Origin of the sequence: Rhodopirellula baltica SH 1 (genome assembly GCF_000196115.1) — a bacterium.
GTDB lineage: Bacteria > Planctomycetota > Planctomycetia > Pirellulales > Pirellulaceae > Rhodopirellula > Rhodopirellula baltica.
This window is the reverse complement of the sequence record NC_005027.1, coordinates 2,725,663-2,749,468: the sequence shown is the minus strand read 5'-3', so window position 1 is coordinate 2,749,468 and position 23,806 is coordinate 2,725,663. Positions and strand designations below refer to the sequence as shown.

Here is a 23,806-nt window from a genome sequence, read left to right as displayed (position 1 = left end):
GGTTGAATGGCGTGAAGGTGGGATGGGCCGGTCGGATCAATTCCAATGTTCAGAAATCTTGCGACGTAGGAAATCAACGCTACGGCGGAGTTGGTCGATGCCATCCACGCCGTCTTCGATGCTGATCCAAGAATCAAACCCTTTGGATTTTAATTCGCGAAAGATCGCATCGTAATCATTCAGGCCTTTGCCGATTTCACCATGACGGAGTCGTTGAGCGTAACCGACCGATCCGCTTTCTTCTGCCCGCAGGTCCTCGAGCGTGCCTTCGACTAGAAAGCGATCGCTGGCGTGCATGGTCACAACCCGGTCCGACACGCGGCGGAGCAACTCCAAAGGATCATCGCCGGCCAAGAATGCGTTGCTGGGGTCGTAGTTGACGCCGAAGTTCGGGTGATCGATCGCGGACACCAGATCGCAAAACACATCCATGGATTGGGCAAACTCGGGGTATTCCCAGAAGTCATCCTTGTAGTGGTTTTCGAGTATCAGCGTGATGCCTCGATCGGCGGCATGAGGCAAGCACTGAGTGATGCAGTCGGCGGCCAATCGAATGCCCTCCTCGATGGTCAATTCGGGACGCCTTTGTCCGCTGAGCACTCGGCAGTAGCTGCCACCAAGCGTCTCCGTCATCTCAATCCAACGCAGTTGTCGTTGGATTTGAGCGTCGCGGAACGTTTGGTCGGGGTGGGTGAAATCGGGCGAGCAACAAAGCATGGGGATGACCATCCCACGGTCTGCAACTTGTTGGCGTAGCAAGGGCCAATTGCTTTGGCTATCCAGTTCGAGGAAGCCGGCATAGAACTCCAGTCCTTGAACGTCCAGGGTCGAGGCGAGCTCAAACCACTCGGACAGCTTCATCGAGCCATCTTTGCAAAGAGCGGTCATGTAGGCTTTGGGAAACGCGGCCAGTTGAGGCATGGTTGGACTGCTGTTTTCTATGAAGCGATGTGAGAACCGGGCCTAACGGCCGTCGGCTAATTCGTTTGAACAATTCCACTTGGGATTAAATGGGTTGGAGCACAGATTTCACGACTTCGCCACGGTGCATTTTGTCAAATGCGGTTTGCCATTGGTCGATTGGCCAGATGCCGCCGATGATCGGGGCAACGTTCAGTTGTCCGCTGGTGAGCAACGCCAGCACGCGTTCCCAGATCGGCCAGTTGTGGCTGAAGCTTCCTTGCAAAGTCACGTTCTTTTGGACCAGCGGATCCAAGTTGTATCCGAGTGGTTGTGGACCCCAGCCGACTTTGCTGATCCATCCCGCAGGACGGACAACTTGCATGGCAATTTCAAGCGTGACGCTGGATCCAGCGGCATCGATCACGCCGTCGCATCCCAGCCCGTCGCGTTGGTTGGCCCAATCGGTTGGATCACCGACGATGCCTTGGCAGCCGTAGTTTTCTTCCGCGATGTTCAAACGATGACGATCGGACTCCAGTCCAACCAAAGCCACCTCGGCACCGCAAAGCCGCGCCATGGCGGCGCATAAAATGCCAATGGTCCCGGGCCCCATCACGATGACTCGATCACCCGGCTCAATGCGTGCATTGCGAACGACGGCGTTGTAAGCGACGCAGCAGGGTTCGGTCAGGCACGCGTGTTCAAATGCGAGCGAATGAGGGACCTCATGAAGAATTCGCGACGGAACGCGAACATAGCGAGTCATCGCACCATTGACTCCGTAGCCAAACCCTTTTCGTGTGGGGTCCAGGTTGTAGAGGCCTCGCCGTGACATGGGATTGTTGGAATCGATGATCGCGGCGGTTTCGCTGACCACGCGGTCGCCTTCTTTCCAACCTTCGACATCGCTACCAAGCTGCACGATGTGCCCGCCAAACTCGTGTCCCAGCACCACGGGGTAGTTCACCGGCCATGAATGGTGTGCGGTCCACTGATGAAGATCGCTGCCGCAGACTCCCACGTGTGACACTTCCAACAGCACATCTTGCGAGCCGATCTCCGGACGATCGATTTCGCGAATTTCGACGGAGCCTGGTTCGGGAGCGTAGTTCACCACCGCAGCGGATTGCATGGGATTGCCTGTTGATTGACGATAGAAAGGTTGAGTCGGAACGTCTGATAATCCAAGAGCAGTCGCGTGGAGTTCGGGGCAACTCCACCTCTTGCTTACGCTGCGGGTTATGACAGAGAGCTTGCTGTCCCTTTTAAGCGACGTCTTGAGCGTGCACAGCATCGCAGATCATTCGCAGCGACGCTTCCAAATCACCATCGGCGGTGCGAAACGCATCGGCATCGATGGTCAGAGGTGCACCTAAAACCACCAAAGGGGCGCCGTACTTGGGACACTCGATGGCTTGTTCGATCGACAAGCCACCGACGGCTTGAACGGGGATCTCGACCGCTTCCACGACTTCACGCAATTGATCCAGCGGACTGGGCATGCGATCACCGCGAGCTGCGATGCCGCGACGTTCGTCGTAGCCGATGTGGTGAATCACGAAACCGCACCCCAGGTCTTCCAGTCGTTTGGCACCGGCGACCATGTCTTCGCTGACCATGTTGTCGCCCATGACTTGGCAACCAAAGTCGCCTCCCGCCCTAACGACGCAGCGAATCGTTTCTTCATGAGCCCGAGCCATCACCACGACGTGGGTCGCGCCGGCGTTGGCCATCATCTCGGCTTCGAGGTACCCGCCGTCCATCGTTTTGAGGTCGGCAACAATCGGCGTTTTGGGAAACGCGGCGCGAAGTTCTCGGACGCCGTGCAAGCCTTCGGCAAGAATCAGCGGAGTTCCCGCTTCCAACCAATCGACGCCAGCCCGCATAGCCAGTTCGGCGGTCTCAAGGGCTTCATCAATGTTGGTCAGGTCCAACGAAATTTGGACGATTGGACGCATGTCGCGGCCTCGTGGGGAGGGAGGGATGGTGGGGTTCAGGCGGGAGGCCCGAATTGTATCCCATTCCGATGTGCCCGAGGTCTTTCACGCGAGAATTCACTCTCATCCATTCGTCACTGTCGCGACGCTGTTCTCCCGATGTGTTCTTGGGGGCCCGCGTTGGATTGGACAATCTCCGGTACACGGGCCACGTCATCCATCTTGGATTCGTATTCGTAAAATTCTTTCGCGGGAAAGCTCTTTCCCTCGTCGTCCTGTGCTCCTCGACAATCCTGAAAAACATTCTCCACCGACTCGCAAAATCCATGATGGATGTCGGTCGGATCCGGGCGATACATTTGTTTGATCGGATGCTTCACTTGATCAAAGTGGTTGCGTTCGGCGAGTACCAAGCACTGCGAGTGCAATCCGATTCCGTAGTCACTTTTGGTGTAGAGGCAGTTGAACACGTGAACCTTGCCATAACCCACTCGCGGGTTGCGTGTGTCGGAACCATCGAACCTGCAATGATGAATGGTTGTGTTGAGGTAGCCGGAATCTTCCGGTTGGCTGGTGCCGCTGTTGATCAACATCGTTTTGTGATGCTTCGAAAACCGCGTCCAGGAAACGGTCACGAAGTCGGACTGGTGGGTGATGTCGAGCAAGCCATCACCACATTCCGAGAGGTCGCAGTGGTCGACCCACACATGATGGGTACGCCGCAATGCGATCGCATCGCGAGCGTCCGAGATGTGGAGGTTGCGAATGATGATGTTCGAAACACCGCTCATGTTCAGTTCGATGTTTTTAAGCGATGTGGATGCTCCCAAACCAAGCAGTGTTTTGTTGGACGAGATCTTGATTTGACCGTCTCCGGTGATCGTTCCTTCGATCAGAATGGTTAGTGGCTCGGGGCTGGACGCGTACTCGGCCAACTCCTCTGCGGTGCGGGCTGTCACGACATCACCGTTTCTCCCACCAGTGGTCGTTTCGACTCCACGGCCACTGACCGAGGCCCATCCGATGGGAGCGTCACTTTCCTCGGCGGAAGCGAGCGGCGTCCACACGAAGGCGACGAAGAAAATTGATAGCAGTCCGGCAAATAGCGGATTGGACGGTTGGTCATTCATGCTGAGGTTCGCCATCGAGTGATAGGAATTGGAGGCACTGGGCAGTTTCAATCGAGCGGTAGCCACACCGACATTTCAGATTTCCCGCGATTGGCCCAAGCGAAATAGGGAATGAGCTGGACTGCAACGGGGGAAGACGGTGTCGGATTGAATTCGCGGTAAAGCTGGTTTCGCCATTGGCCGCTCTGCTTCAAACTCAGCTCGCCTTCGAGAACCGTGACTCCATCGAGAAGTTCCGGCTCAAAACGTGGGATCAGTTCCACGTCTTCCGGGACTCGAAGATCCGCTAGCGAGGTGTCGTCTGGCAGGTCGACTGATTCCAGGCAGTAAACGATCGGGCCGCGTTTGACTGCCACGTGATTGCGGGTCTCTTCCACCAGCGGATGCGACTCGATGAGGCGTGCGGGCATGGCGAAGTCCAGTTCGATGACTGTGCCCGGACTCCAGACTCGTTTTAGTGAAACGTAGCTCTCCGACTTGATGGTTGTTTTGGTTGGAACACCATCGATTTTTAAAGTGGTCTTCGTCGCCCAGCCAGGAATTCGCAGTTTCAAGCACACCGGTTGGTTCTGGCACTCTGCGATGGTGATTTGAATGTGACCGTCCCATGGGTAGTCGGTGGCTTGTTCGATGCGAACGTGGCCGCTGTTGGTGAGGTGGGTGTCCAGCGTGTTGCTGCCATACAAGTTGACCCAGACCGTGTCGTCTGATTTTCCGTAGGCGTATAGGCCAACACCGGCAATCGTCCTCGCCAGGTTGGGTGGACAACAGAACGATGTCACGAACGGCTTTCGTCCTCCGGCCCAACGCAGGGCAACTGGTGCCGTGTCAGATTGCCGAAGTGGATTGGTGTAGAAGAAGTTTGTGCCGTCGAGGTCGACGCCCGACAGAATGGAGTTGTAGAGTGCAAGTTCCAAGACATCGATGTGTTTCGATTCGCCGTTGGCAAGAAACATCCGCCAATTCCAAAGCACGTTGCCGATGTTCGCACAGGTTTCGTTATGTGCCGTTGTGTTGGGGAGTTGGTAGTTGCGGCCGAAGGCTTGATGGACGCGAGTGATTTCTCGCTGGTTCTTGGATCCATCGGGAGAAGCACCATCATGCAGGGCACCACAGCCGCCCGTGATGTACATCTTTTGGTGGACCACGTTCTGCCAGATCTTTTCCAGAGACGACCACAAGGCATCGTCGCCAATTTCTGCGTAGAGGTCAGCGATTCCCGCGTAGAGATAGGTGGCTCGCACCGCGTGGCCGACCGCTTCGGTCTGTTGCGTGAACGGCATGCGATCTTGGTTGTCGTCTCCCCCGTCCACCGTCAGGTCGCGCATTTTGACCAGTCGCTTCGCGAGATCCAAGTAACGGGTTTCTCCGGTGGTGCGATACAGATCGAGCAATCCCATGTAGTGGGATGGGCAGATCGCATGTCCCGCTTGTTCAGGCGTTGGATTGCGGTAGGCATCGTCGAGAAAGTCAGCGGCTCGTTGTGCGATGCGGAGCAAACTGTCTTTGCCGGTCACCTGATGGTGGACGCATGCCGCGGTCATCAGGTGCCCCATGTTGTACATCTCGAAGTTGAAGCGATCGCCAATTGGCTGGACACTGTCATCGCCATTTCGGTTTGCGATCAGGACAGGTGTGTGGAGGTAACCATCGCTTCGTTGTGCTTTGCCAATGACCCTGATGATTTCGTTGAGTCGTTGGTCCCAGACATGATCCTTGTCGACGGCTTGAAGCAAGCAAACTGCCTCCATCCACTTGTAGAAGTCACCGTCGTTGAACGACGCCCCGCGGTACCTGCCTTCTGCCAACCCGGCCGCGATGCGGAAATGTTCCAGATAAGGCTTGTACTGGGTGCCACGCATGATCTCCCACATCGCTGGGATCGTCTTTTCACGACAAGTCTCCAGGCGTTGGGCCCAGAAACCGTCGGTCCAGTTCACGTCCCCAACCGCGACTGGTTCAACAGAGCGAAAAGGAAGAGACGCGGTCGGCTGAGCGTTGGCATTGCAGACGCACAGACAGATGCCAACGTGGATTGCAAGGATGTTGCAAGCGATTCGCATGATGCGTTGTCCGATGCCAACGGCGTTGGCGAGGTAAAATGAATGCGTCACAAGCGTACTGGTTGGAAGCGCTTACGGGATGCTGTTGATGTATTGTTCCAACATGGTGTATCCGTCGTTGCCGGTTCGGTTTCCGTCGCTGGCATCGTTCGGGTCCATGCCATGCTCCGCTTCCCATGCATCGGGGATGCCATCGTGGTCCGTGTCGGGAGCCGCGGCTGCGTTTTTGAGTTCAGGCCAGCCACCGACGTCCTGTTGCGAATCAATGATGCCCGTGATTTGAGTGTCACTGCTGACGCGTTTCTTGGTTTTATAGACGCCTTCGTAGGTTGCCGTTCCATCGCGAACTTCTTGAATGATCCGCGTATCGATCGGATCGCGTTTGGGCCAGGACGCTCCTGCATGCTGAAGAACGTCCTCGAATGCTTCTTCAGCGGTTTGTTGGTTGATCGGCATCGCTTCCCAGGGCTGGTCAAGTTGTATGTAGTTGGCACCGCGAACACCGCTCCAGTTGTCCGCTGAGACCGTAGGGCTGCCCTCGATCACGTTTTCGGCGACATACCAATGCCCTTTGTCGTCGGCGCCACGGGAAGATGGTTCGGCCAATTCTGCTGCCCTGGCAGGATCCGTCGCCGGGCCAGGTTTGTAGTAGTTGGCCACCATGTTGATGTTGGTGAAGTTGAATTTGTCGTTCTGTCTCTTTTCTCCTCCATAGCAACTCCGATATCCCCAGTTGTACACCACGTTGTTGCGATAATCCGTGTTGCCGCATCCGGATGCGAACCGAGGGTTGCGACTGGAATGATGTGCGATCAGGTTGTGGTGGTAAGTGCTGTGGTTGGATCCCCAAATGCCGCCGAAACCGTGGTTGCTTTTGGAATGGTTGGAGTCGAACAAACTCTCTGTGATCATGCACCACTGGACCGTGACGTTTTCGCAGTGGTAGATGGACATTGTTTCGTCAACGCTCCAACTGGCCGACACATGATCGAGGATCAAGTTCTTGACGTACCTGGCCGAGATCGCGTCGGCGTCTTTCCCCGATTCATCGCCAAATCGGACTCGGATGTATCGGATGATCACTTCGTCAGCACTGATCATCAGCGGGTAACCTCGAAGGCAGATTCCGTCTCCAGGGGCGGTTTGGCCAGCGATGGTGATGTTCGGATTTTTGATTCGCAGGTCGCTGTTCAGCTTGATGGTTCCGGACACTCGGAAGACGACTGTTCGCGGTCCTTTCGCCTCCACCGCGGCCCGCAGGCTGCCCTTACCGGAATCGTTGAGGTTGGTCACTTCGAACACTTGGCCGCCGCGACCGCCCGTCGTGTACTTTCCGTATCCTTCTGCGGTCGGAAAGGCCAATGGCTTCTGCGCGGAAGCATCCGCGGCGATGAACAGGATGCCAACGATGGCGATCACATTGAGGAAAGGACGAGTCATGGATGGGGACTTGATGAAGTGTGAGGAGGTGGCGGTCTTCGGTAGGAAAGGTCACTGCCGTTTTTCGCGATGAGCAAACGGCGGCTTCGTCATTTGACTTGGATGACAACGCGTTGGTAGCGAGTCAGTGCGGGCGTCCCATTGTCGGTGACTTCACAGATCAGATGAATGGTTTCGCCTTGCCGAGCCGACTCGGGCACGCTGAACGAGGCGTCTTGTTGGGCGGCATCACGGATCTGGATGGTGTGTGGGAAGGTGCCCGCTTCTTGGTAGTGCCACCAACGGTAGCTCAGTTGATTTCCGTCGGGATCACTCGATCCATGTGCACTCAAACTCACTTCTTTGCCGGCTTGAACCTGCAAGTCGAGTGGCATCGCAAGTTTGACCTCGGGCGGATGGTTGGCTTCGGCAAAAGACTTGACGCACCAATCTGCTCGGGAGGCAAAGTCATTTTGCATCGCTTCCGTCCATCGCCAAATTGGTTTCACGTACTGCGTCAGCTCGGGATCGTTCGTTCTGTTCTCACGAAGCCGCGAGCGTCCCCAGGCAGAGTTTCCGTACCAGCGCCCCTCGGGATAGCTGTAGTTCGGATCCGCGACGGGATCCAACCAAGTGTTCTCTCGGACTTTGACGTACCGGCCTCCCCAACCGCCCCAGCCCGGTGATTCCATGCTGCGAAGTCCAACCGGAATCGTATGAAGGAAGGCGGGCGAATCTCCTTCGGAACGAAAATCGCCAGCGTCAAAACCCTTGTCGTCTCCCGTGTGAGCTGGGTACAGCGCGCACAAAGGACCGTGGTCTTTCAAGATGTTGGGCTGCATCCACGAGCCGGCCAGAAAAGACTGCTGCTTATCGGGAAGATATTTCTTCCAACGATAAAAGATCGCGATGAACTGATCGGAGATGATCGTTGGAATGTTGTACTTGCCCCAGTGCGGTCGAATGTAGGACTGGTACGTGGTGTCTTGTTCCCAGATGAAATAGAACCGAATCTTGTTTGCTACGGATTCCATTTTGTCAGGATGGTCCAACTCGATCGTTTTCAGGGCGCGAGCGATGGTGTTGGTGCCACCCCAAGCTTGAATCCAAATCGGTCGGTCGTCAGTTTCGTCCAACAACACCTTCACGATGTGTTGCGATCCGGGCGTGATTTCATCCATCTCACCTTCTGTTCGCACGTTGCCAAGTAGCGTGCGTGATTGAAGAAACTCGGTGGTTGGGTATTCCGGGTCATGCTGGACCAGGTTTGGATAGACCTTTGAGTAAGCCGCCAAGAATGGTTGCACCCAATCATCGCCAGGCCATCTGTGACCGTGGGCGTGATACTGGGAACTCGACGTGATGATTCCTTCGATGTCCCACTCATTGGCGTAAAGTAGGAACCGCACCAGTGAACACTGGTCGTCGATCTCGCCATCGCTGGTGACCAGTACCCGTGGTTTCTTCTTCGCGTTCGACTTCTTCGGCACGCCGAGAGCGACGATTGGGGTGCGATTGGTTCCCGATGCTTGAGTCTCGGGTGAGGCCGCTTTGCCGTCTGCAGCCTGCCCCGTGCCATCGCCAGCAAATTCAATTTCGGAACCTGCCGTGTTCGCTGGAAGGGAAGCATCCACCGCGAAAATCAACAAAGCGGAGAGCCAGGCGAGAGACGCTTTTCGAGATAGTTGAATCATGTGGGGCGTTCAAAAACGAGTTTGTTGAGCAACGAAGTTGCCGCCGCAGCAGCCGCAATTTGACAGGCTGTTCGTACTGCTTTGTCGTACCTAACGGGATTAGACTAAGCTTCGTTCTTCCGAGAGTCTTCTCGGTTGCAGCGGATAAGTAACGGAATTCTAAGGTCGATGAAGCAGTTTGATACGACGCGTCCCGAGTTCGCCCCCTACGGATTCACCTGTGAAAGGTGGACGCCTGTAGCGATGCCGCGTGCCGATCGCCACAGCGAAATCGAAGTGAATTTCCTTGCGTCCGGGTCGCTGACGTACTTGGTGGGCGGACACCGGGACACCATTCATGCGGGGCAGATGGGTTTGTTTTGGGCAGCCGTTCCTCATCAGATCGTCGAGTTTGACGGGGACGATCCTTACTTTGTGGTGACGTTGCCACTGAACGAATTCATGCGATCGGGGATCGATGCTGACATCGTGAACCGAACGCTGCAGGGCGAGGTGTTAATCAGCTCCGTTCAGGACGAGCGGGACTCAGCGTCTTTTCAAAGATGGGAGTCTGATTTGGCGAGCCAGGACCCCGCACTCGCTCGTGCCGCACAGCTTGAGATACAGGCTCGTCTGCTCCGTTTTGCTCATGACAAGTCCATTGGTGGAACAGGGGAGCCGATGGAAGACTTGTCCAGCGCCGATCAGTTGGCGTGCTACATCGCTCGCCATTTTCATCAGCCACTGACTTCCGAGGCGATCGCCAATGCGGTCGACCTGCATCCGAACTATGCCATGACTTTGTTTCGAAAGACGTTCGGTATCTCGATCACCAGCTTCATCACTCAGCATCGCTTGTCGGAAGCCCAGCGGTTGCTTGTCACGACCAATCGATCGGTGCTCGACGTCAGCTTGGCATCAGGGTTTCAAAGTCTGAGCCGGTTCAACGAAGTGTTTCGAAAGGCATGTGGTTGTTCCCCCAGGAAGTTTCGGGCGAACCACCGCGTCACTTGATGAGGGATGTTTGGCGATCGCCATGCCAAATGATTGATTCATGATCCCAACATCAGGCGATGGAACCATTCAGTTTGAGATCGGTTGACCGGTCGCATCGAGCAAAGGTGGTTCGTCGACTCCCGCCATCGCATCGGCGATCCGCTGCTGCAGTTCTTTCATCGCAGCTTTGTCTTCGGCGGTGGCTTGGTCTCGGTCGATCGCGATTTCTTCCAGTGGACGATCTGTTAAACGAAACAGACGGCCGTCGCGAAAGTACTTGTGAGTCCGATTGAGTGCGAAGACTTCGCGAGTGAACTGCGATTTGTCTTCGCCGGGACGAGGGTCGTACCAAAAGAACAAGGAGTCTTTATCCTGGCCCTTCTTGCCAAACAAATCCGGCGCGAAGCTGACTCCGTCCATGGTCGGATCTTCCGCCACTTTGCCGCCTGCCAGTTCAATTAACGTCGGATAAAAATCGGAGGCGTCGATCAGTTTGTCGCTCACATTGGGCTGGATGTGGCCTGGCCACGAAACAATTAATGGGACATGGATGCCGGTCTGTTTGGTCAGGCCTTTTCCTCCTTGGATCGAACGTCCATCGGAGAGTTCGGAGACGACTTTCAGATGAGTGCCGTTGTCACCGTAAAAGATGACGACCGTGTTTTCTCGCAAACCATTTGACTGCAGCCCCTGAATCAGATTCCCAACCGCAACGTCCATGTACTCGACCATGTCCTTGAAATACTTCAGTTGCTCCACGGCTGGTTGGGATGGATCCCAGTCGTCGCTGATTGGCGTTGGGACAAACGGCCAGTGCGGCAACGCCATGGGGTAGTAAACGAAGGCGGGTTCATTGCGATCCCGTTTGAGGAAGTCGATCGTCTTCTTGACCCAGATGTCTTCTCCAAATTGGCCGGGATAGATTTTCAGCTCACCGCCCTGCCCTGCTTCGCCTTCCAACATGGTTGGATTGGCGTAACGCGAGCCTTTGTCTTCGGTGTGCAATGCATGGAACAATGCATACTGGTCGAAGCCCGCATCCTTGGGATGCATGCCCGTTCCGCGACGTTCATCGGCACCGGGGTAACCCGGCGGGTCGTAAGATTGCAATTGCCACTTGCCGAAGATCGCCGTGGCGTAGCCCTCTTCCTTCATGCGATGACCGAAGGTCTTCACGTTAGGGTCAAGGATTCCAAACGTCTTCCAGTTGCGATGGTTGTACTTGCCCGACATCAGTTGAACACGAGTCGGGGTGCACAGCGGTTGCGAATACGCGTGAGTGAACCGGACTCCATCGCTGGCCAACTGATCCAGGGCTGGCGTGTCGTAAGAGACCCCGCCGTAACATCCCAGCCCTTCGATGCCGATGTCGTCGGCCATGATCAAAACGATGTTCGGCCGCGAATCGTTGGCGGTTGAAACGGTCAGCGGAAGGCAAGCAAGAAAGATCAGGAGGAAACGCATTCGGCAAATTCGCTAGGAATGTTGGGCTGATGGGGCAATGGAATCGATTCGAGGATAATCAACGAGTGCCCGGTGGTGGTGGAAGCTGGATCGTTTGGGCGTTGGGGGTCAGCGCGTGTTGATAGTGCTTCAACAGACTGTAGACGGATTGAAACTCAGGACGTCCTGCTAAGGAAGCATACTGTGGGTCTTGAGCGACTTGGTCATAGCGTGCGACTGTGGCTGCCAACGCCTTTGGATCAGGGGCTTCGTTCGGGTTGGCGGACAGTGGCAGTGCCAAGTGAGCGGTCCATTGAGGATCCAATAGCTTGAATAGTTCCGGAGCGATTTGAAGCAACTGATCTTGCAGCACCGCTGGTCGATCACTTCGGTATTGTTGAGCGAATTGTGATTGCGGTTCCGGCGGAGTGACCTGGGCCTGTTGGTCCGCATAGCGTGCGATGGTTTGCGTCAGTTGGGCCGCCGAAGGTGGGATCACGACCGGTTGGCCGGGAGCGGGGCTTTGGTAGTACATACCCGTCGCGACTTGATCGACTCGAAGCACCGTTCCGTCAATGGAGACTCCGGCGAATAGGCCGCGGCTGCGAGAGTAGGTGTAGATCTCCGCTTGCAATTGCCCATCGGTGGCCACGGCGGCTTGGCGTCCGACCGGGCCCGCTGCCGCGGATGCGTCACCACCCAGCGTGAGTTTGCCCGACAAGATGCCTTGCACGCTGCGCGCTGTTTTGAAGACCAAGATGATGTCGGAAGCTTGCACGCCGACTTGCCAGCCGACATTGCCGCCCGTCAGGGTGATGAATACCGGGGCGTGCCAAGTTCCATCGGGATCACGGATGAACAGCAGTCCTTTGCCGTGTCGAGCCCCAACGATGAAGCTGCCTTTGATCACATTGGGAACGATCGCAACCCCGTGGCAGTCCTGCAACATTTGTGCGGGGATTTGGCTCAGCGGCGTCGACATGGTTTCATTCAAAACCGCCGTCGCGGACTGAATGGTTTGTTCTTCGATGAGCTGGGCGGTCACGGATTGCGTCCATCCGATCAGCACAATGGCAGTCGTCATCGCGATCCGGCGAGCAAAACGAAATTGCGGTTGGGTCGAAGGCTCCATCGTGCACATTCCTTTGGTGAGATCGATTTCGGTCGTGAACTTCTGATCGGGTGAGTTGGTTGCGACCGCTGCGATTGAACATCGCATTGCAGCGACCGACGCGGTTCCCGTGCCATTGTGGAGCCCAATCCAGATTCAGGCTACTCCATCCGCCGTGCCCTGCCCCACGATTGAGAAAGAATGCTCTCCGCGAAGAACATCAAAGTTCATTGAGTTGTGCCGAACCGTGTCCTTAAAAACCAGTCGACCGAATTGGTGAAAACTCGTTCGTCGCTTGGATTGCTGCTCTTAAAGTGGGAAGATTGGAGTCGTCACTGTCGCGAAAGGCTGAGCGAGATCACATCGGCATAGCCAGCTTGGCTCAGCAAGCACGCGAACCAACTTCAAGACTTAGGGAAATCGAAGCATGTCTGATTTAGAACCGAAGGACGCAATGAGGAACGTGCTGGTGGATGTGGCGTCGCTCTGGTGGCTGCCGCTGATCCGAGGCTTGTTGCTTTTGGTTCTCGGGATCTATGCGTTGTTTCAGCCCGGGATGACATTGGCAACGTTTGCTCAGGTCGCCGGATTCTTCTTGGCGTTTGATGGTGTCATGGCGATCATCGCGGGAGTCATTGGTGACACGCCGTCAAGAACGGGGACGATCGTTCGAGGTGTGATCGAAGTTTTGGCCGGCACATTTGTGTTTGCCAATCCGATGTTGGTTGCTGGATTGACCGCGACGATTGTGATCAGCGTCATTGGTGCGATGGTGGTCGTTTCCGGTGTGGTCGAGATCGCGGCCGCGATTCAAGACCGCCGGCACATTGAAGGCGAAGGTTGGTTGATCTTGGCCGGCATCCTTTCCGTGTTGATTGGGATCGCTCTGTTGGTCGCGCCGATGGGATTCGGGCTGACGCTGGTCAGGATTTTGGGCGCGTTGGCGATCATCTCCAGCATCGCAATGATCGCGTTTGCATTCCGGTTGAAATCATTGGGAAGCCGGATCAACCAGGGGTGAGCTAGGTGCACTCAGGGGCCTGTTCCTACAAAGCCGCCCTGCCCTGCTCCGTTTTCCCGGCCGACATGGAGAGCGTCGGGGCGACTATGTTAGTCAGCCGCTTCTTTGCATCGCAAACGAAGCGGGATTGATCTGCAATGGGATCCATCGCCTTCCCCCCTCCCCTGCCCCGCATCAGAAAGTTTTTCCAGATGAAGATTCGTTGGTTCGTCCTCGTCGCTGTGTTGCCTTGGTTTGTCGTCCCGGTTGAGGCTCAAGAGAAGGTTGCCGGCTCGATAGGCAAGTTGGATCCGGAGATGGCAACCGGGCGAACGGTCGAAGGCGGCGTCGCATGGTACGACGTGGCGGAACAGAATATCGAAGGCAGAATTTTGCCCGATCAAGAACGGGCGAGATGGTTCGATCGATTCCCGGCGTCCGCGAACGGTTCGGTGACATCAAACGTTTGGAACCTGAGTCGTCATTCGGCGGGCATGATGGTTCGCTTCAAAACAGATTCCACTGCCCTTCACGCTCACTACAAATTGCTCAACAGCAATCTGGCGATGCCGCACATGCCGGCAACCGGAGTCAGCGGCGTCGACTTCTATGCTCGCGACGGGGAAGGCAATTGGCGTTGGGTGCAGGTCACTCGCCCGACATCGCAAGAGGTCAAAACCAAGGTCATCGATTCATTGGCACCGGGGATGCGAGAGTACGCCGCGTACCTTCCGCTGTACAACGGGATCGAGTCTTTGAAAATTGGAGTTTCACCGGACAGCAAGTTTGAACAGTTGCCGACACGTGAGAAGCCGATCGTGTTCTACGGAACTAGCATCACGCACGGTGCCTGTGCCAGTCGCCCCGGAATGGTCCACACCGCGATCTTGGGCCGTCGCTTTGATCAGCCCGTCGTGAACCTTGGCTTTTCCGGCAACGGCAAGATGGATGCTGAAGTCGGAGAGTTCTTGGTCCAAGTCGACGCTGCGGTCTATGTGATCGACTGCTTGCCCAACATGAACGCGGCGATGGTGTCCGAAAAATGCGTTCCGTTGGTCAAGCAGATTCGCAAGGCAAAGCCCAACACGCCGATTGTGTTGGTGGAAGATCGCCGGAACACGAACAGTTGGATCTTGCCCGCACGTGATGCTCATCACACCGCGAATCATCAGGCTTTGCAAGAAGCCTACAAAACCCTGTTGGCCGACGGTGTGACTGGACTGCACTACATCGCTGGCGATGAACTGTATGGAACCGATGGCGACGGCGCGACCGATGGCTCTCACGCCAGCGACCTTGGCTTTATGCGTCAGGCCGACGTGTTTGATCCCGTGCTTCGCAAAGCAATGGGAAATCAGTAGAAGCCCGATGTGACTGTTTGAAGTCTTGGGGCAGGTAAGTGGAAGCAAGCCAGCGCAGTGTTTAGAAATGTATAGACACACGCTGGTTTTATGAGCGGAGAGAAATCGATTGATTCCGCTTAGGATCTATACGTTTGAAGTCATCGAAAACTCATTTTGGTTGATGTCAAACCGGCGCGAGATTTGTTGAATCGGTGTAGACTGACGGGCCGTTGAAGGCTTGATCAGTAACGCTTTGATGTTGCCAAGGGCGTGACGCGCTCCTTTGGTTCAATGCGTTTTGTATCGAGGCCTGATCGTTGATGTTTGCATTCTTCCGAGTTTGCGAACGTTTGCCCGCCTCTGTTCCGCTGGATTCTCGTGCACCGATTCTTTGTTGCTTTGCTTGCTTGTTGCCTCACCTCGTCCGTGATGGCTCAGTCCCCTCCCAACATCGTTCTGATCATCGCGGATGACATGAACTGGGACGATTGCGGAGCCTATGGGCATCCAGCGATTCGAACTCCCAACATTGATCGTCTGGCGGCGGAAGGCATGCGTTTCAAGCACGCTTACCTGACCACCAATTCATGCAGCCCGTCCCGTGCGAGCATCATCACGGGCAAGTACCCGCACAACACCGGTGCCGAACAACTGCATTGGCCTTTGCCCGATGACAGTGACACGTTTGTCGAACGTCTGCAGTCTTCCGGTTACTACACCGCCGCGGCTGGCAAGTGGCACATGGGTGACGCCGTTCGCGACCACTTTGACAAAATCTATGAAGCCTCCACAGCTGGTTTTGTTTTGCCGTCCGGTAAAGACGGCCAGCCCGCGAAAATGATCGCGGCGCAGCCCAGCGGATGCGAAGATTGGGAGCGAGCCTGTGAGGAACGTCCTAAAGATCAACCGTTTTTCCTGTGGTTGGCGGCTCTGGACCCACACCGCGAATACAACGACGGTGCATTGGATCCACCTCACACGCACGATGATGTCATCGTTCCGGCTCACCTTCCGGATGTGGCTGATGTTCGCGAAGACCTGCGGCTTTACTATGACGAGATTGGTCGTCTGGATTCCTACGTCGGCAAGGTCATGCGGAAGCTGGCCGAACAAGGTGTCGCTGACAACACGGTCATTCTATTCATCAGCGACAATGGACGTCCGTTTCCTCGGGACAAGACGTCGCTCTACGACGGAGGCATTCGCACTCCGTGGATCGTTCGCTATCCCGATCAAGTCAAGCGTGGCAAGACAACGGAGGCCTTGGTCAGCGCGGTCGATATCGGTGCGACATTCCTGGAATTGGCTGGTGTGGAAGGCAGCGAAACGTTCTCTGCATCCAGTCGGAGCTTTGTTCCGGTTTTGAAAGACAGCAGGCGACCGCATCGCGAATTTGTCTTCGCGGAAGATCACTGGCACGACTACGAGGATCACGCTCGCGCCGTTGCGACGCAGCAATACAAATTGATTCGCAACGACTATGTCGATCTGCCTCCGACACCATCCGCTGACGCGGGACGAGGCCTGACTTGGCAAGCGATGTTGCGTTTGCATGACGCAGGAGAACTCACGCCGGAGCAGGAGGCTTGTTTCAGCTCACCTCGCGCGAAGTGGGAACTCTATGACCTGCAGCGTGATCCGGGGGAATTGCAAAACCGATTGGATGATCCCGCCTATCAATCTGTACGAGCTCAATTGCAGTCAGCACTCGCCGATTGGACCGAGCGAACCGGCGACTACCTGCCGAGTCGTCGAACGCCAGATGAGTTTGACCGTGTGACGGGCGAGCCAGACCATTCCGTTCGCGTCCGCCCGCGTCCATCCAAGAAGGAAATGTTCGGAACAAACGGGGCCTACTGAGCCCACTTGATCGACGGACCTTTCCATCCACCATTCCCACCCCATTTCAGTTTCCCCATGAAATACATCCTTCCTGCTCTTTTGGTTTTCGCCATCGGTGCCGTGAACGCGGTTTCCACGTTCGCGGATGACCGACCCAACGTCCTTTGGATCACCATCGAAGATTGGTCGGCCGACCTGTCTTGTTACGGCACGAAAGGCATTCACACCCCAAACGTGGACAAACTGGCCTCCGAAGGAATCCGGTACGAGCGTGCCTTCACGACTTCTCCGGTTTGTTCGACCTCGCGTTCAGCGATGATGACGGGGTTCCATCAGAACTACATCGGTGCCAATCAACACCGCGAATATGATAAGCAACCGTTGCCGCACGGCGTTCGTCCGATCCCGCATCTGTTTGCCGAGGCGGGCTACTTCACTGCTTTGATGAGCTACAAGACCGACTGCAATTTCGTGCCCAATCGGAAGGACGAATTGTTCGGGGGAACTGATTGGAAACAACGAGCTGACGGACAACCTTTCTTTGCACGAATCACTTTCGGTGGCACTCACCGTCAGTGGAAGCGTGACCCGCAGCGGCCCATCGCGATCGAAGATGTTGAGTTGCCGCCTTATTACCCCGACACACCTTTTGTCAGACGGGATTGGGCGAATGGTTTGGAACAGATGCAATTGGTCGACCGCGAGGTGGGGGAACTGCTGCAGCGTTTGAGCGACGAAGGCCTTGCTGACAACACAATCGTTTTCTTCATCGGCGATCATGGTCGATGTCACATTCGCGGAAAGCAATTTCTTTACGACGGTGGGATTCGCATTCCCATGATCATGCGTTGGCCAGGAAAAGTCTCGCCCGGTGAAGTCAGCGATGACTTGGTGATGTCGATTGACATTTGCGCCACAATTTTGGAAGCCGCTGGGATCGAAGCACCCGTGCCGCTGCATGGCAAGAATCTGTTCAGCGACGAAGTTCGGAATCGGCAGTACGTCTTTGCGGCCCGAGACAAAATGGACGAAACGCACGACGCGATGCGAGCGATCCGTTCTGCTGATTTCAAGCTGATTCACAACTTGATGCCCGAGCGAGCCTACTGCCAATACAACCAGTACAAGGAAGGGGCCTATCCGGTGCTGGCCGAAATGAACGTCAAGCACATGCGTGGTGAACTCACGCCCGAACAAGCGGCCTTTTTCGCCGCGTCCAAGCCAGAGTTGGAACTGTACGACTTGCGAACGGATCCGCACGAAGTTCACAACGTCGCGGATGATCCCGAGTACGCCAGTGTTCGCGAGGAAATGCTTCAGGAACTGACCCGCTGGCGAAATGAGGTGATCCTTGATCAAGGCGTCAGCGACGACTTTCGTGCTTTGGATGTCTTCCCCGAATCGCTGCCTGCCGGTTCGGTGGACGAATGGGCTCACGCGAATGCGGACAAGTACGACTACGAGAAATTCGGATGGCCGAGTTGGTACCCGACCCGCACGCTGACGCAATGGGAACTCGCTCGCAAAGCTTGGGAACCTTGGGTTTTTCGCGATGTGAATTCGAAAATGCAACGACCTGGCGTGACGATTCGCGAACAGCAGCGAAATCAAAAGAAAAAGAAGTGACGCCGTCCTGGTCAAGGCATCCGCTGATTGACCAAACCGTCTTCGTCGCTTGACGATCGCATTCCATCCCCACTCCGTTTGGTTTCTTTGATGAACACAGTTTGCCAACCCAATTCACGTCGTGATTTTTTGAAGACCGTTGGGGTTGCTTCTGCGGCGACCCTGACTCCATGGGCATTGCCCGCTCGGCAATCTCTCGCCAAATCACCGAATGAACGCAAGCGATTTGCGTTGATCGGGGTGGGAGGGAACGGGACACGAACCGCTCCGGTGGGCAAAGAATTCGCGGACTTGGTCGCGCTGTGCGATGTGGACCAAACGCATCTGAAATATGGCAACGAGTTGCTGTGTGATGGCAAAGCAGAATTGTTTCGCGACTATCGCGAGGTGCTATCCCGTGATGACATCGACTTGGTTCAGATTTCAACGCCGGATCACTGGCACGCGAAAATTTTGATTGAGGCGATGTTGGCGGGCAAAGATGCCTATTGCGAAAAGCCGCTGACTTTGACGATCGACGAAGGCAAACTGGTCCGAAAAGTCCAGCAGCAGACCGGACGTGTTGTGCAAGTTGGAACGCAGCAGCGCAGCAGTTTTGACAAGTTCAATCATGCTCTGGCGATCATCGCGGAAGGACGACTCGGCAAACTCAAACGCCTGGTCGTCGGAATTGATGCGGGGGGATGGAGCCCAGAGATCCCGGTGGCGGAGGTACCCGAGGGATTGGATTGGGATCGTTGGCTGGGGCCGGGCCCTGAAATGGAATATCGCTACGCGTTAGACGCCAAGCGGTCGGACAAGAATTACACCAACGGGCACACTCATTTTCGTTGGTGGTACGAACATTCCGGTGGCAAACTAACTGACTGGGGAGCCCACCACGTCGACATCGCCATGTTGGGAATCGCGGCAGCAGGACAGAACAACGATCCCGTGTCGGTCGATGGGACTGCGAAACACGATGTTGAATTTCGAGATGGGATGCCGCTGCAAAACAATCGCTACAACACGGCGCGAGCGTTCGATCTGAAGGTGGCGTTTGCGGATGGCGATGTTGAGATGAACATTCGCCACGACGTTGACAACGGAATCTTGTTTGAAGGCGAACGCGGCCGAATCTTCGTCAATCGTGGCAAGCTGGTTGGCAAACCCGTCGAGGATTTGAAGACGAACCCGCTGGCCGAAGACGCGATTGCCAGAATCTATCGCGGGATGCCAATGGAAGGAAACGATCGTCCAGCACACTGGGCCAATTTCATGCACGCGATCGACAATCGAGTGCTGCCGATTTCCGACGTGCATTCTCACATGAAAATGCTCAACGTGTGCCACTTGGCCGGTATCTGTTGCCGGTTGGGACGCAAGGTCGAGTGGGATCAAGCAACCGAAAGTGTCGTGGGGGATGAACAGGCCGCTGCGATGATGAAACGACCATACCGAGCCGGCTACGAAATCGAAATGTGATTCCTCGTGCCGTTTCGTTTTGGCCCAGTCGATATCCTTCGACGCGTTTCTCCACCGACCCAGTTATCTCACCCATGTTTTTGAATCGTTCTCTGCTGCCCAACGTCCGCTACATCGTGTGCGCCTGGATTATTTGCGGCTCCGGATTGGGGATATCGGCGGAGGACCACCCGTCCCAAAGCAAACCCAAGATTCAGCCGTACCCCGATGCTGCTGTTTGGACAGACGCTGCCAAGGCCTCAATGGAATGGGATGGTTTTGATTTTGTGGGTGAATTTGTCCAAGACGATCGGGCGATGCAGGTCACGCCATCCGAAGGTCGTTTCTACGTTTCCATTTACGATGGTGGGTTCCCCGGCACCGGATGGATTGGCAAACCGATTGTGCACGAGTGGTTGGATCGCGAAGGGATCGAGTCGCGTGTCGCGGGCTGGCAAAAGGTTGATCGCAGTGCAGCGGTCGTTGGAAAGAAGCCACCGGCCGACGCGATTGTGTTGTTCGATGGCAGCAACACTCAGGCGTGGCAGAATGGCAAGATTGAGGATGGCGTTCTCAAAGCCGGGGCGCGAACCAAGGACACGTTCCGGGACTTTCGGCTCTACCTCGAGTTCATGATCCCTTTGAAACCCGAGCCACCGATCAGCCATCCACATCGCGGCAACAGTGGCGTCTTTGCGGTAGGGGCTTATGAAGTCCAGATATCGGACAACTTCGGTTTGGATCCCGATCCTCGGGCCTGGCAAGACATGGACATATTGAAACCCGTCAACACTTGGTGCGGAAGCATCTACGGAATTCGCGAAGCCGATTGGAATGTCTGCTTGCCGCCGTTGTCGTGGCAGAGCATGGAAATTGAGTTCACCGCGGCGAGATTTGAGAACGGAAAGAAAGTCACGCCCGCGGTCATCTCGGTGACCCAAAATGGGGTCTTGCTTCACGATCAAGTTGAATTGCCCAGCGGAACCGGCGGCGGTCCGGCGGGGCCGCGACCCGAGGTGGGCGAAGGACCGATCTACCTTCAAAACCACGGCAATCCCAATCGGTTCCGCAACATTTGGATCGTTCCACGATCGCCAACGGACCCGTAGCGAATTCAGCGAGGTGCCGACCTCTGCACCATTGTCCTTCCATCACTCTCTCTATTCTCGAACCCATCGCAAACCATGTCTCGAACTTTGCTCTCCATCGCATTCACTACGATTGTGTTGTCGTCGCTTTCTGCGGTTGTCGCTGACGATGCATCCTCGGCGGCGCCCGATACACCTGTCTTATTCGAGGATGATTTCGAAGGTCGTTCGAAATTGGGCGAAGGATACCGGACCGGACGTGGGATGGAGGCCGGATGGAACATTCGCGACGGGGTTTTGTTTGGCGAACAAGTTCGGGACGACCATGGTTCCACCATGCGAAAGCAAATGGAGTTTGGCGATCTTCATGTGTCGTTTGACTTCCGGTTTAGTGGTGGGAGTCGTTTCAACTTCGTGATCGATGACAACAATGAAAAGTCCGTGCACGCTGGACACGTCGCGCGTGCATCTGTGTCGCCCAAACGGATCTCGATCAGCGATGACAAACTGGGCTCCATGAACCTGGATGTTCGTGAGAAACGCAAGCAGAAGTCACTGCCGCCGGAATAACAGAAGGCGTTGGATTCGCTGTTGGCTCGCACGCAGGCATCCGCCGAAATCAGTGCGAAGCAAGGAGAATGGCATCATTTGGAAGTGATCATTCGCGGAACCGTGATGACCGTGCATTTGGATGGCAACCAAGTGGTCACGTTGGACTCGCCCGGATTCGCTCACCCAACCAAGACCCAATTTGGGATGACGGTGAATGGAACCACCATCGATTTTGACAACCTGAAAGTTTTCGCGACGGAGTGAATCCCGATTGAAAGTGTGGCATAGCGGTCTGTTGATTTAATGAGCCGTACCGCGTTAGCGACGCTTAGTCAGACGCCAACCGGGGCTAACGCCCATCGGCTAATTGTTGTCACTCGGTATACGACTAAATCAACAGGCTGATAGGCTTCCAGCCTGTGTTCCTCGCAATCACAGGTTGGAAATCTATGCCACTTGTTTTCCGCTCAGTCCCTGTCCGCTTCGATCCACTCCCCTGCCCTCTTCCAAGATGAATCCATGAGAAAGCAATCTCCATTCATACTCGCGTCTTTGTGTTTGATATTCGCCGCGATCTTTTCATCGAACGCGGTGGGTGCAGACTCGCGGCCTAATTTTCTGTTTGTCCTGACGGATGATCAGTCTTACGGCATGATGGGATGTGATGGCAACGAGTTGACTCGGACGCCCAACATTGACCAACTGGCTCGCGAAGGAATATTCTTTGATCGAGCGTATGTGACCAGCGCAATCTGCACGCCGAGTCGGATCTCGATCTTTCTCAGCCAGTACGAACGCAAGCACGGTGTGAACTTCAACTCCGGAACCAGCGTCGCACCGGAAGCCTGGGCCAAGTCTTACCCGGTGGTCATGCGAGACAACGGGTACTACACCGGCTATGTCGGCAAGAACCACGCGCCGATCGGGAAAGACGGTTACAACAGCGGATTGATGGAAGAGTCGTTTGACTACTTCTACGCGGGGCATGGACACATTCGTTTCTATCCTAAAGCCGTCCATAAAATATTCGAAGGAGCGGAGTACGACACTCAGGTCGAAATCGTCAATGAGGGGGCGGAGGACTTCCTTTCGTACGAGCATCGCTTGGACGGCGCTGTGCGATTCCTGGAGGAACGTCCCGCTGATAAACCATTTTGCTTGAGCATTTGTTTGAACCTGCCGCACAGTGCGGGAACGGGCAGCATGCAGCAGCGAGAAAGTGACGACGATATCTACAAATCTCTCTACCGTGACATCGAAATTCCGCTGCCGAAGCATTATGTCGCCAAAGATGACATCAAGACGCCGCGTTTGCCTGCAGACGTGCTCAGGGCGAGCGATCGCCAGACGGGGTATAACTTTGTCGACACGCCTGAACTGTTGAAAGAACGCATCATCCGGCAAATGCAATCACTGACCGGAATCGATCGTTTGATCGGAAACTTGCGGACCAAGTTGGAAACCGAAGGGGTGGATGACAACACGATCATCATCTTTTGTTCCGACCACGGTTTGTTCATGGGGCAGCATGGGCTCGGTGGAAAGGCACTGTGCTACGAGCAAACGACGCACGTTCCTTTGATCGTTTACGATCCGGAGTTGCCCACTGTGTTGAAAGGAGCCCGCTGCAACGAATTGGTGCAAACGATCGACATTGCCGCGACGATGCTGGATCTGGCCGACATCGAAACACCGGCAACGTTTCAGGGCAAATCGATGCGGCCTTTATTGAGTGGCGATGGCGGTGCGATTCGTGATCACGTTTTCACGGAAAACCTCTGGGTGACTCATTTTGGAAACCCTCGCATCGAGGCGGTGCAAGACAAACGCTGGAAGTACATTCGGTACTACCGAAACGACCGCGTTTCCGCTTCGGTCAAGATTCAGGTGGCCGAGGATTTGGGGATGAAGTCTTCACTCATGCTTTATGGCGTCCACGACAACGAGATCGCGGTGTACCGGAATCATGCGGAAGCGTCTTTGCGTGGCGAGGAACCCATTCACGAAGAACTGTTTGATCTCGAAAGCGATCCGGACGAGCTGAACAATTTGATCGACGATCCCGAAGTGAAGACTCAATTGGAGACGCTTCGCAGCGTTTGGAAGCAGCAACTCACGGCCGCTCGCGGCGAAGGATTTCCGGCGGTGCTTCGCTACACGGTCGATAGCGAGAAAAATTACAAATCGAAGTGATGGACTTCGTTGCCGATTCAATTCCCATTCTTCCAGTCAAAGCT

19 protein-coding genes are annotated in these 23,806 nt (G+C 55.4%); 10 read left to right on the top strand and 9 right to left on the bottom strand.

Going from position 1 to position 23,806, the window contains the following annotated elements; genetic code table 11:
• Positions 1–36: 36 nt before the first annotated feature.
• From RB_RS10715 to RB_RS10685, 7 genes are all read right to left on the bottom strand, one after another.
• Positions 37–921, bottom strand: a complete 885-nt coding sequence (locus tag RB_RS10715) for a sugar phosphate isomerase/epimerase family protein (protein WP_011120390.1) — start codon at positions 919–921, stop codon at positions 37–39.
• A gap of 85 nt (positions 922–1,006) precedes the next feature.
• Positions 1,007–2,035, bottom strand: coding sequence for a zinc-binding dehydrogenase (locus tag RB_RS10710; RefSeq protein WP_164921854.1), 1,029 nt, complete (start codon positions 2,033–2,035; stop codon positions 1,007–1,009).
• A 133-nt stretch (positions 2,036–2,168) separates the two neighbouring features.
• Positions 2,169–2,861: an orotidine 5'-phosphate decarboxylase / HUMPS family protein gene (locus RB_RS10705; RefSeq protein WP_011120388.1), complete on the bottom strand. Its 693-nt coding sequence runs from the start codon at positions 2,859–2,861 to the stop codon at positions 2,169–2,171.
• 113 nt (positions 2,862–2,974) lie between these two features.
• Positions 2,975–4,036: a pectate lyase family protein gene (locus RB_RS10700; protein WP_011120387.1), complete on the bottom strand. Its 1,062-nt coding sequence runs from the start codon at positions 4,034–4,036 to the stop codon at positions 2,975–2,977.
• A complete protein-coding gene (locus tag RB_RS10695) occupies positions 4,018–6,084 on the bottom strand; it encodes an aceric acid hydrolase (RefSeq protein ID WP_011120386.1) in 2,067 nt (688 codons plus the stop codon). The genes RB_RS10700 and RB_RS10695 overlap by 19 nt, the downstream gene beginning before the upstream one ends.
• Positions 6,085–6,105: 21 nt before the next feature.
• Positions 6,106–7,473 carry a pectate lyase gene (locus RB_RS10690; protein ID WP_011120385.1) on the bottom strand — a complete coding sequence of 456 codons (1,368 nt, stop codon included), beginning with the start codon at positions 7,471–7,473 and terminating at the stop codon, positions 6,106–6,108.
• An 89-nt stretch (positions 7,474–7,562) separates the two neighbouring features.
• Positions 7,563–9,146 (bottom strand): DUF1593 domain-containing protein, encoded by a 1,584-nt coding sequence (locus RB_RS10685; RefSeq protein WP_011120384.1) that lies wholly within the window; start codon positions 9,144–9,146, stop codon positions 7,563–7,565.
• A 168-nt stretch (positions 9,147–9,314) separates the two neighbouring features.
• Between RB_RS10685 and RB_RS10680 the strand changes: the two genes are divergently transcribed.
• The gene (locus RB_RS10680; RefSeq protein ID WP_164921853.1) at positions 9,315–10,139 is read left to right on the top strand and encodes a helix-turn-helix domain-containing protein; all 825 of its coding nucleotides are present in this window, start codon (positions 9,315–9,317) and stop codon (positions 10,137–10,139) included.
• A 69-nt stretch (positions 10,140–10,208) separates the two neighbouring features.
• On the opposite strand, the gene RB_RS10675 is transcribed toward RB_RS10680, so the two are convergent.
• Together RB_RS10675 and RB_RS10670 are read right to left on the bottom strand one after the other, a co-directional pair.
• Complete coding sequence (locus RB_RS10675) at positions 10,209–11,585, bottom strand: sulfatase-like hydrolase/transferase (RefSeq protein WP_011120382.1); 1,377 nt, start codon at positions 11,583–11,585, stop codon at positions 10,209–10,211.
• A 58-nt stretch (positions 11,586–11,643) separates the two neighbouring features.
• Positions 11,644–12,783, bottom strand: a complete 1,140-nt coding sequence (locus tag RB_RS10670; RefSeq protein WP_011120381.1) for a lipid-binding SYLF domain-containing protein — start codon at positions 12,781–12,783, stop codon at positions 11,644–11,646.
• A 319-nt stretch (positions 12,784–13,102) separates the two neighbouring features.
• On the opposite strand from RB_RS10670, the gene RB_RS10665 reads away from it, so the two are divergent.
• The 9 genes from RB_RS10665 to RB_RS10625 all read left to right on the top strand — a co-directional run bounded on the left by RB_RS10665 (position 13,103) and on the right by RB_RS10625 (position 23,762).
• Complete coding sequence (locus RB_RS10665; protein WP_011120379.1) at positions 13,103–13,696, top strand: HdeD family acid-resistance protein; 594 nt, start codon at positions 13,103–13,105, stop codon at positions 13,694–13,696.
• A 191-nt stretch (positions 13,697–13,887) separates the two neighbouring features.
• The gene (locus tag RB_RS10660; protein WP_164921852.1) at positions 13,888–15,036 is read left to right on the top strand and encodes an SGNH/GDSL hydrolase family protein; all 1,149 of its coding nucleotides are present in this window, start codon (positions 13,888–13,890) and stop codon (positions 15,034–15,036) included.
• A gap of 360 nt (positions 15,037–15,396) precedes the next feature.
• A complete protein-coding gene (locus RB_RS10655) occupies positions 15,397–16,878 on the top strand; it encodes a sulfatase family protein (protein ID WP_011120376.1) in 1,482 nt (493 codons plus the stop codon).
• 57 nt (positions 16,879–16,935) lie between these two features.
• A complete protein-coding gene (locus RB_RS10650) occupies positions 16,936–18,486 on the top strand; it encodes a sulfatase family protein (RefSeq protein WP_164921851.1) in 1,551 nt (516 codons plus the stop codon).
• Between the two features lie 90 nt (positions 18,487–18,576).
• On the top strand, positions 18,577–19,950 hold the full coding sequence (locus tag RB_RS10645; RefSeq protein ID WP_164921850.1) for a Gfo/Idh/MocA family oxidoreductase: 1,374 nt from the start codon (positions 18,577–18,579) through the stop codon (positions 19,948–19,950).
• A 74-nt stretch (positions 19,951–20,024) separates the two neighbouring features.
• A complete protein-coding gene (locus RB_RS10640; protein ID WP_164921849.1) occupies positions 20,025–21,038 on the top strand; it encodes a 3-keto-disaccharide hydrolase in 1,014 nt (337 codons plus the stop codon).
• A 75-nt stretch (positions 21,039–21,113) separates the two neighbouring features.
• Complete coding sequence (locus RB_RS10635) at positions 21,114–21,587, top strand: hypothetical protein (RefSeq protein WP_011120372.1); 474 nt, start codon at positions 21,114–21,116, stop codon at positions 21,585–21,587.
• Positions 21,588–21,608: 21 nt separating this feature from the next.
• Entirely contained in the window at positions 21,609–21,833 is a 225-nt protein-coding gene (locus RB_RS28090) for a family 16 glycoside hydrolase (RefSeq protein ID WP_231846392.1), read from the top strand.
• Positions 21,834–22,088: 255 nt separating this feature from the next.
• Positions 22,089–23,762 carry a sulfatase family protein gene (locus tag RB_RS10625; RefSeq protein ID WP_164921847.1) on the top strand — a complete coding sequence of 558 codons (1,674 nt, stop codon included), beginning with the start codon at positions 22,089–22,091 and terminating at the stop codon, positions 23,760–23,762.
• The last annotated feature ends 44 nt before the right edge of the window (positions 23,763–23,806 follow it).

Coding starts and splice junctions, on each gene's coding strand:
- RB_RS10715 (WP_011120390.1), bottom strand. CDS start 921: ATGCCTCAACTGGCCGCGTTTCCCAAAGCCTACATGACCGCTCTTTGC.
- RB_RS10710 (WP_164921854.1), bottom strand. CDS start 2,035: ATGCAATCCGCTGCGGTGGTGAACTACGCTCCCGAACCAGGCTCCGTC.
- RB_RS10705 (WP_011120388.1), bottom strand. CDS start 2,861: ATGCGTCCAATCGTCCAAATTTCGTTGGACCTGACCAACATTGATGAA.
- RB_RS10690 (WP_011120385.1), bottom strand. CDS start 7,473: ATGACTCGTCCTTTCCTCAATGTGATCGCCATCGTTGGCATCCTGTTC.
- RB_RS10685 (WP_011120384.1), bottom strand. CDS start 9,146: ATGATTCAACTATCTCGAAAAGCGTCTCTCGCCTGGCTCTCCGCTTTG.
- RB_RS10680 (WP_164921853.1), top strand. CDS start 9,315: ATGAAGCAGTTTGATACGACGCGTCCCGAGTTCGCCCCCTACGGATTC.
- RB_RS10675 (WP_011120382.1), bottom strand. CDS start 11,585: ATGCGTTTCCTCCTGATCTTTCTTGCTTGCCTTCCGCTGACCGTTTCA.
- RB_RS10670 (WP_011120381.1), bottom strand. CDS start 12,783: ATGCGATGTTCAATCGCAGCGGTCGCAACCAACTCACCCGATCAGAAG.
- RB_RS10665 (WP_011120379.1), top strand. CDS start 13,103: ATGTCTGATTTAGAACCGAAGGACGCAATGAGGAACGTGCTGGTGGAT.
- RB_RS10660 (WP_164921852.1), top strand. CDS start 13,888: ATGAAGATTCGTTGGTTCGTCCTCGTCGCTGTGTTGCCTTGGTTTGTC.
- RB_RS10650 (WP_164921851.1), top strand. CDS start 16,936: ATGAAATACATCCTTCCTGCTCTTTTGGTTTTCGCCATCGGTGCCGTG.
- RB_RS10645 (WP_164921850.1), top strand. CDS start 18,577: ATGAACACAGTTTGCCAACCCAATTCACGTCGTGATTTTTTGAAGACC.
- RB_RS10640 (WP_164921849.1), top strand. CDS start 20,025: ATGTTTTTGAATCGTTCTCTGCTGCCCAACGTCCGCTACATCGTGTGC.
- RB_RS10635 (WP_011120372.1), top strand. CDS start 21,114: ATGTCTCGAACTTTGCTCTCCATCGCATTCACTACGATTGTGTTGTCG.
- RB_RS10625 (WP_164921847.1), top strand. CDS start 22,089: ATGAGAAAGCAATCTCCATTCATACTCGCGTCTTTGTGTTTGATATTC.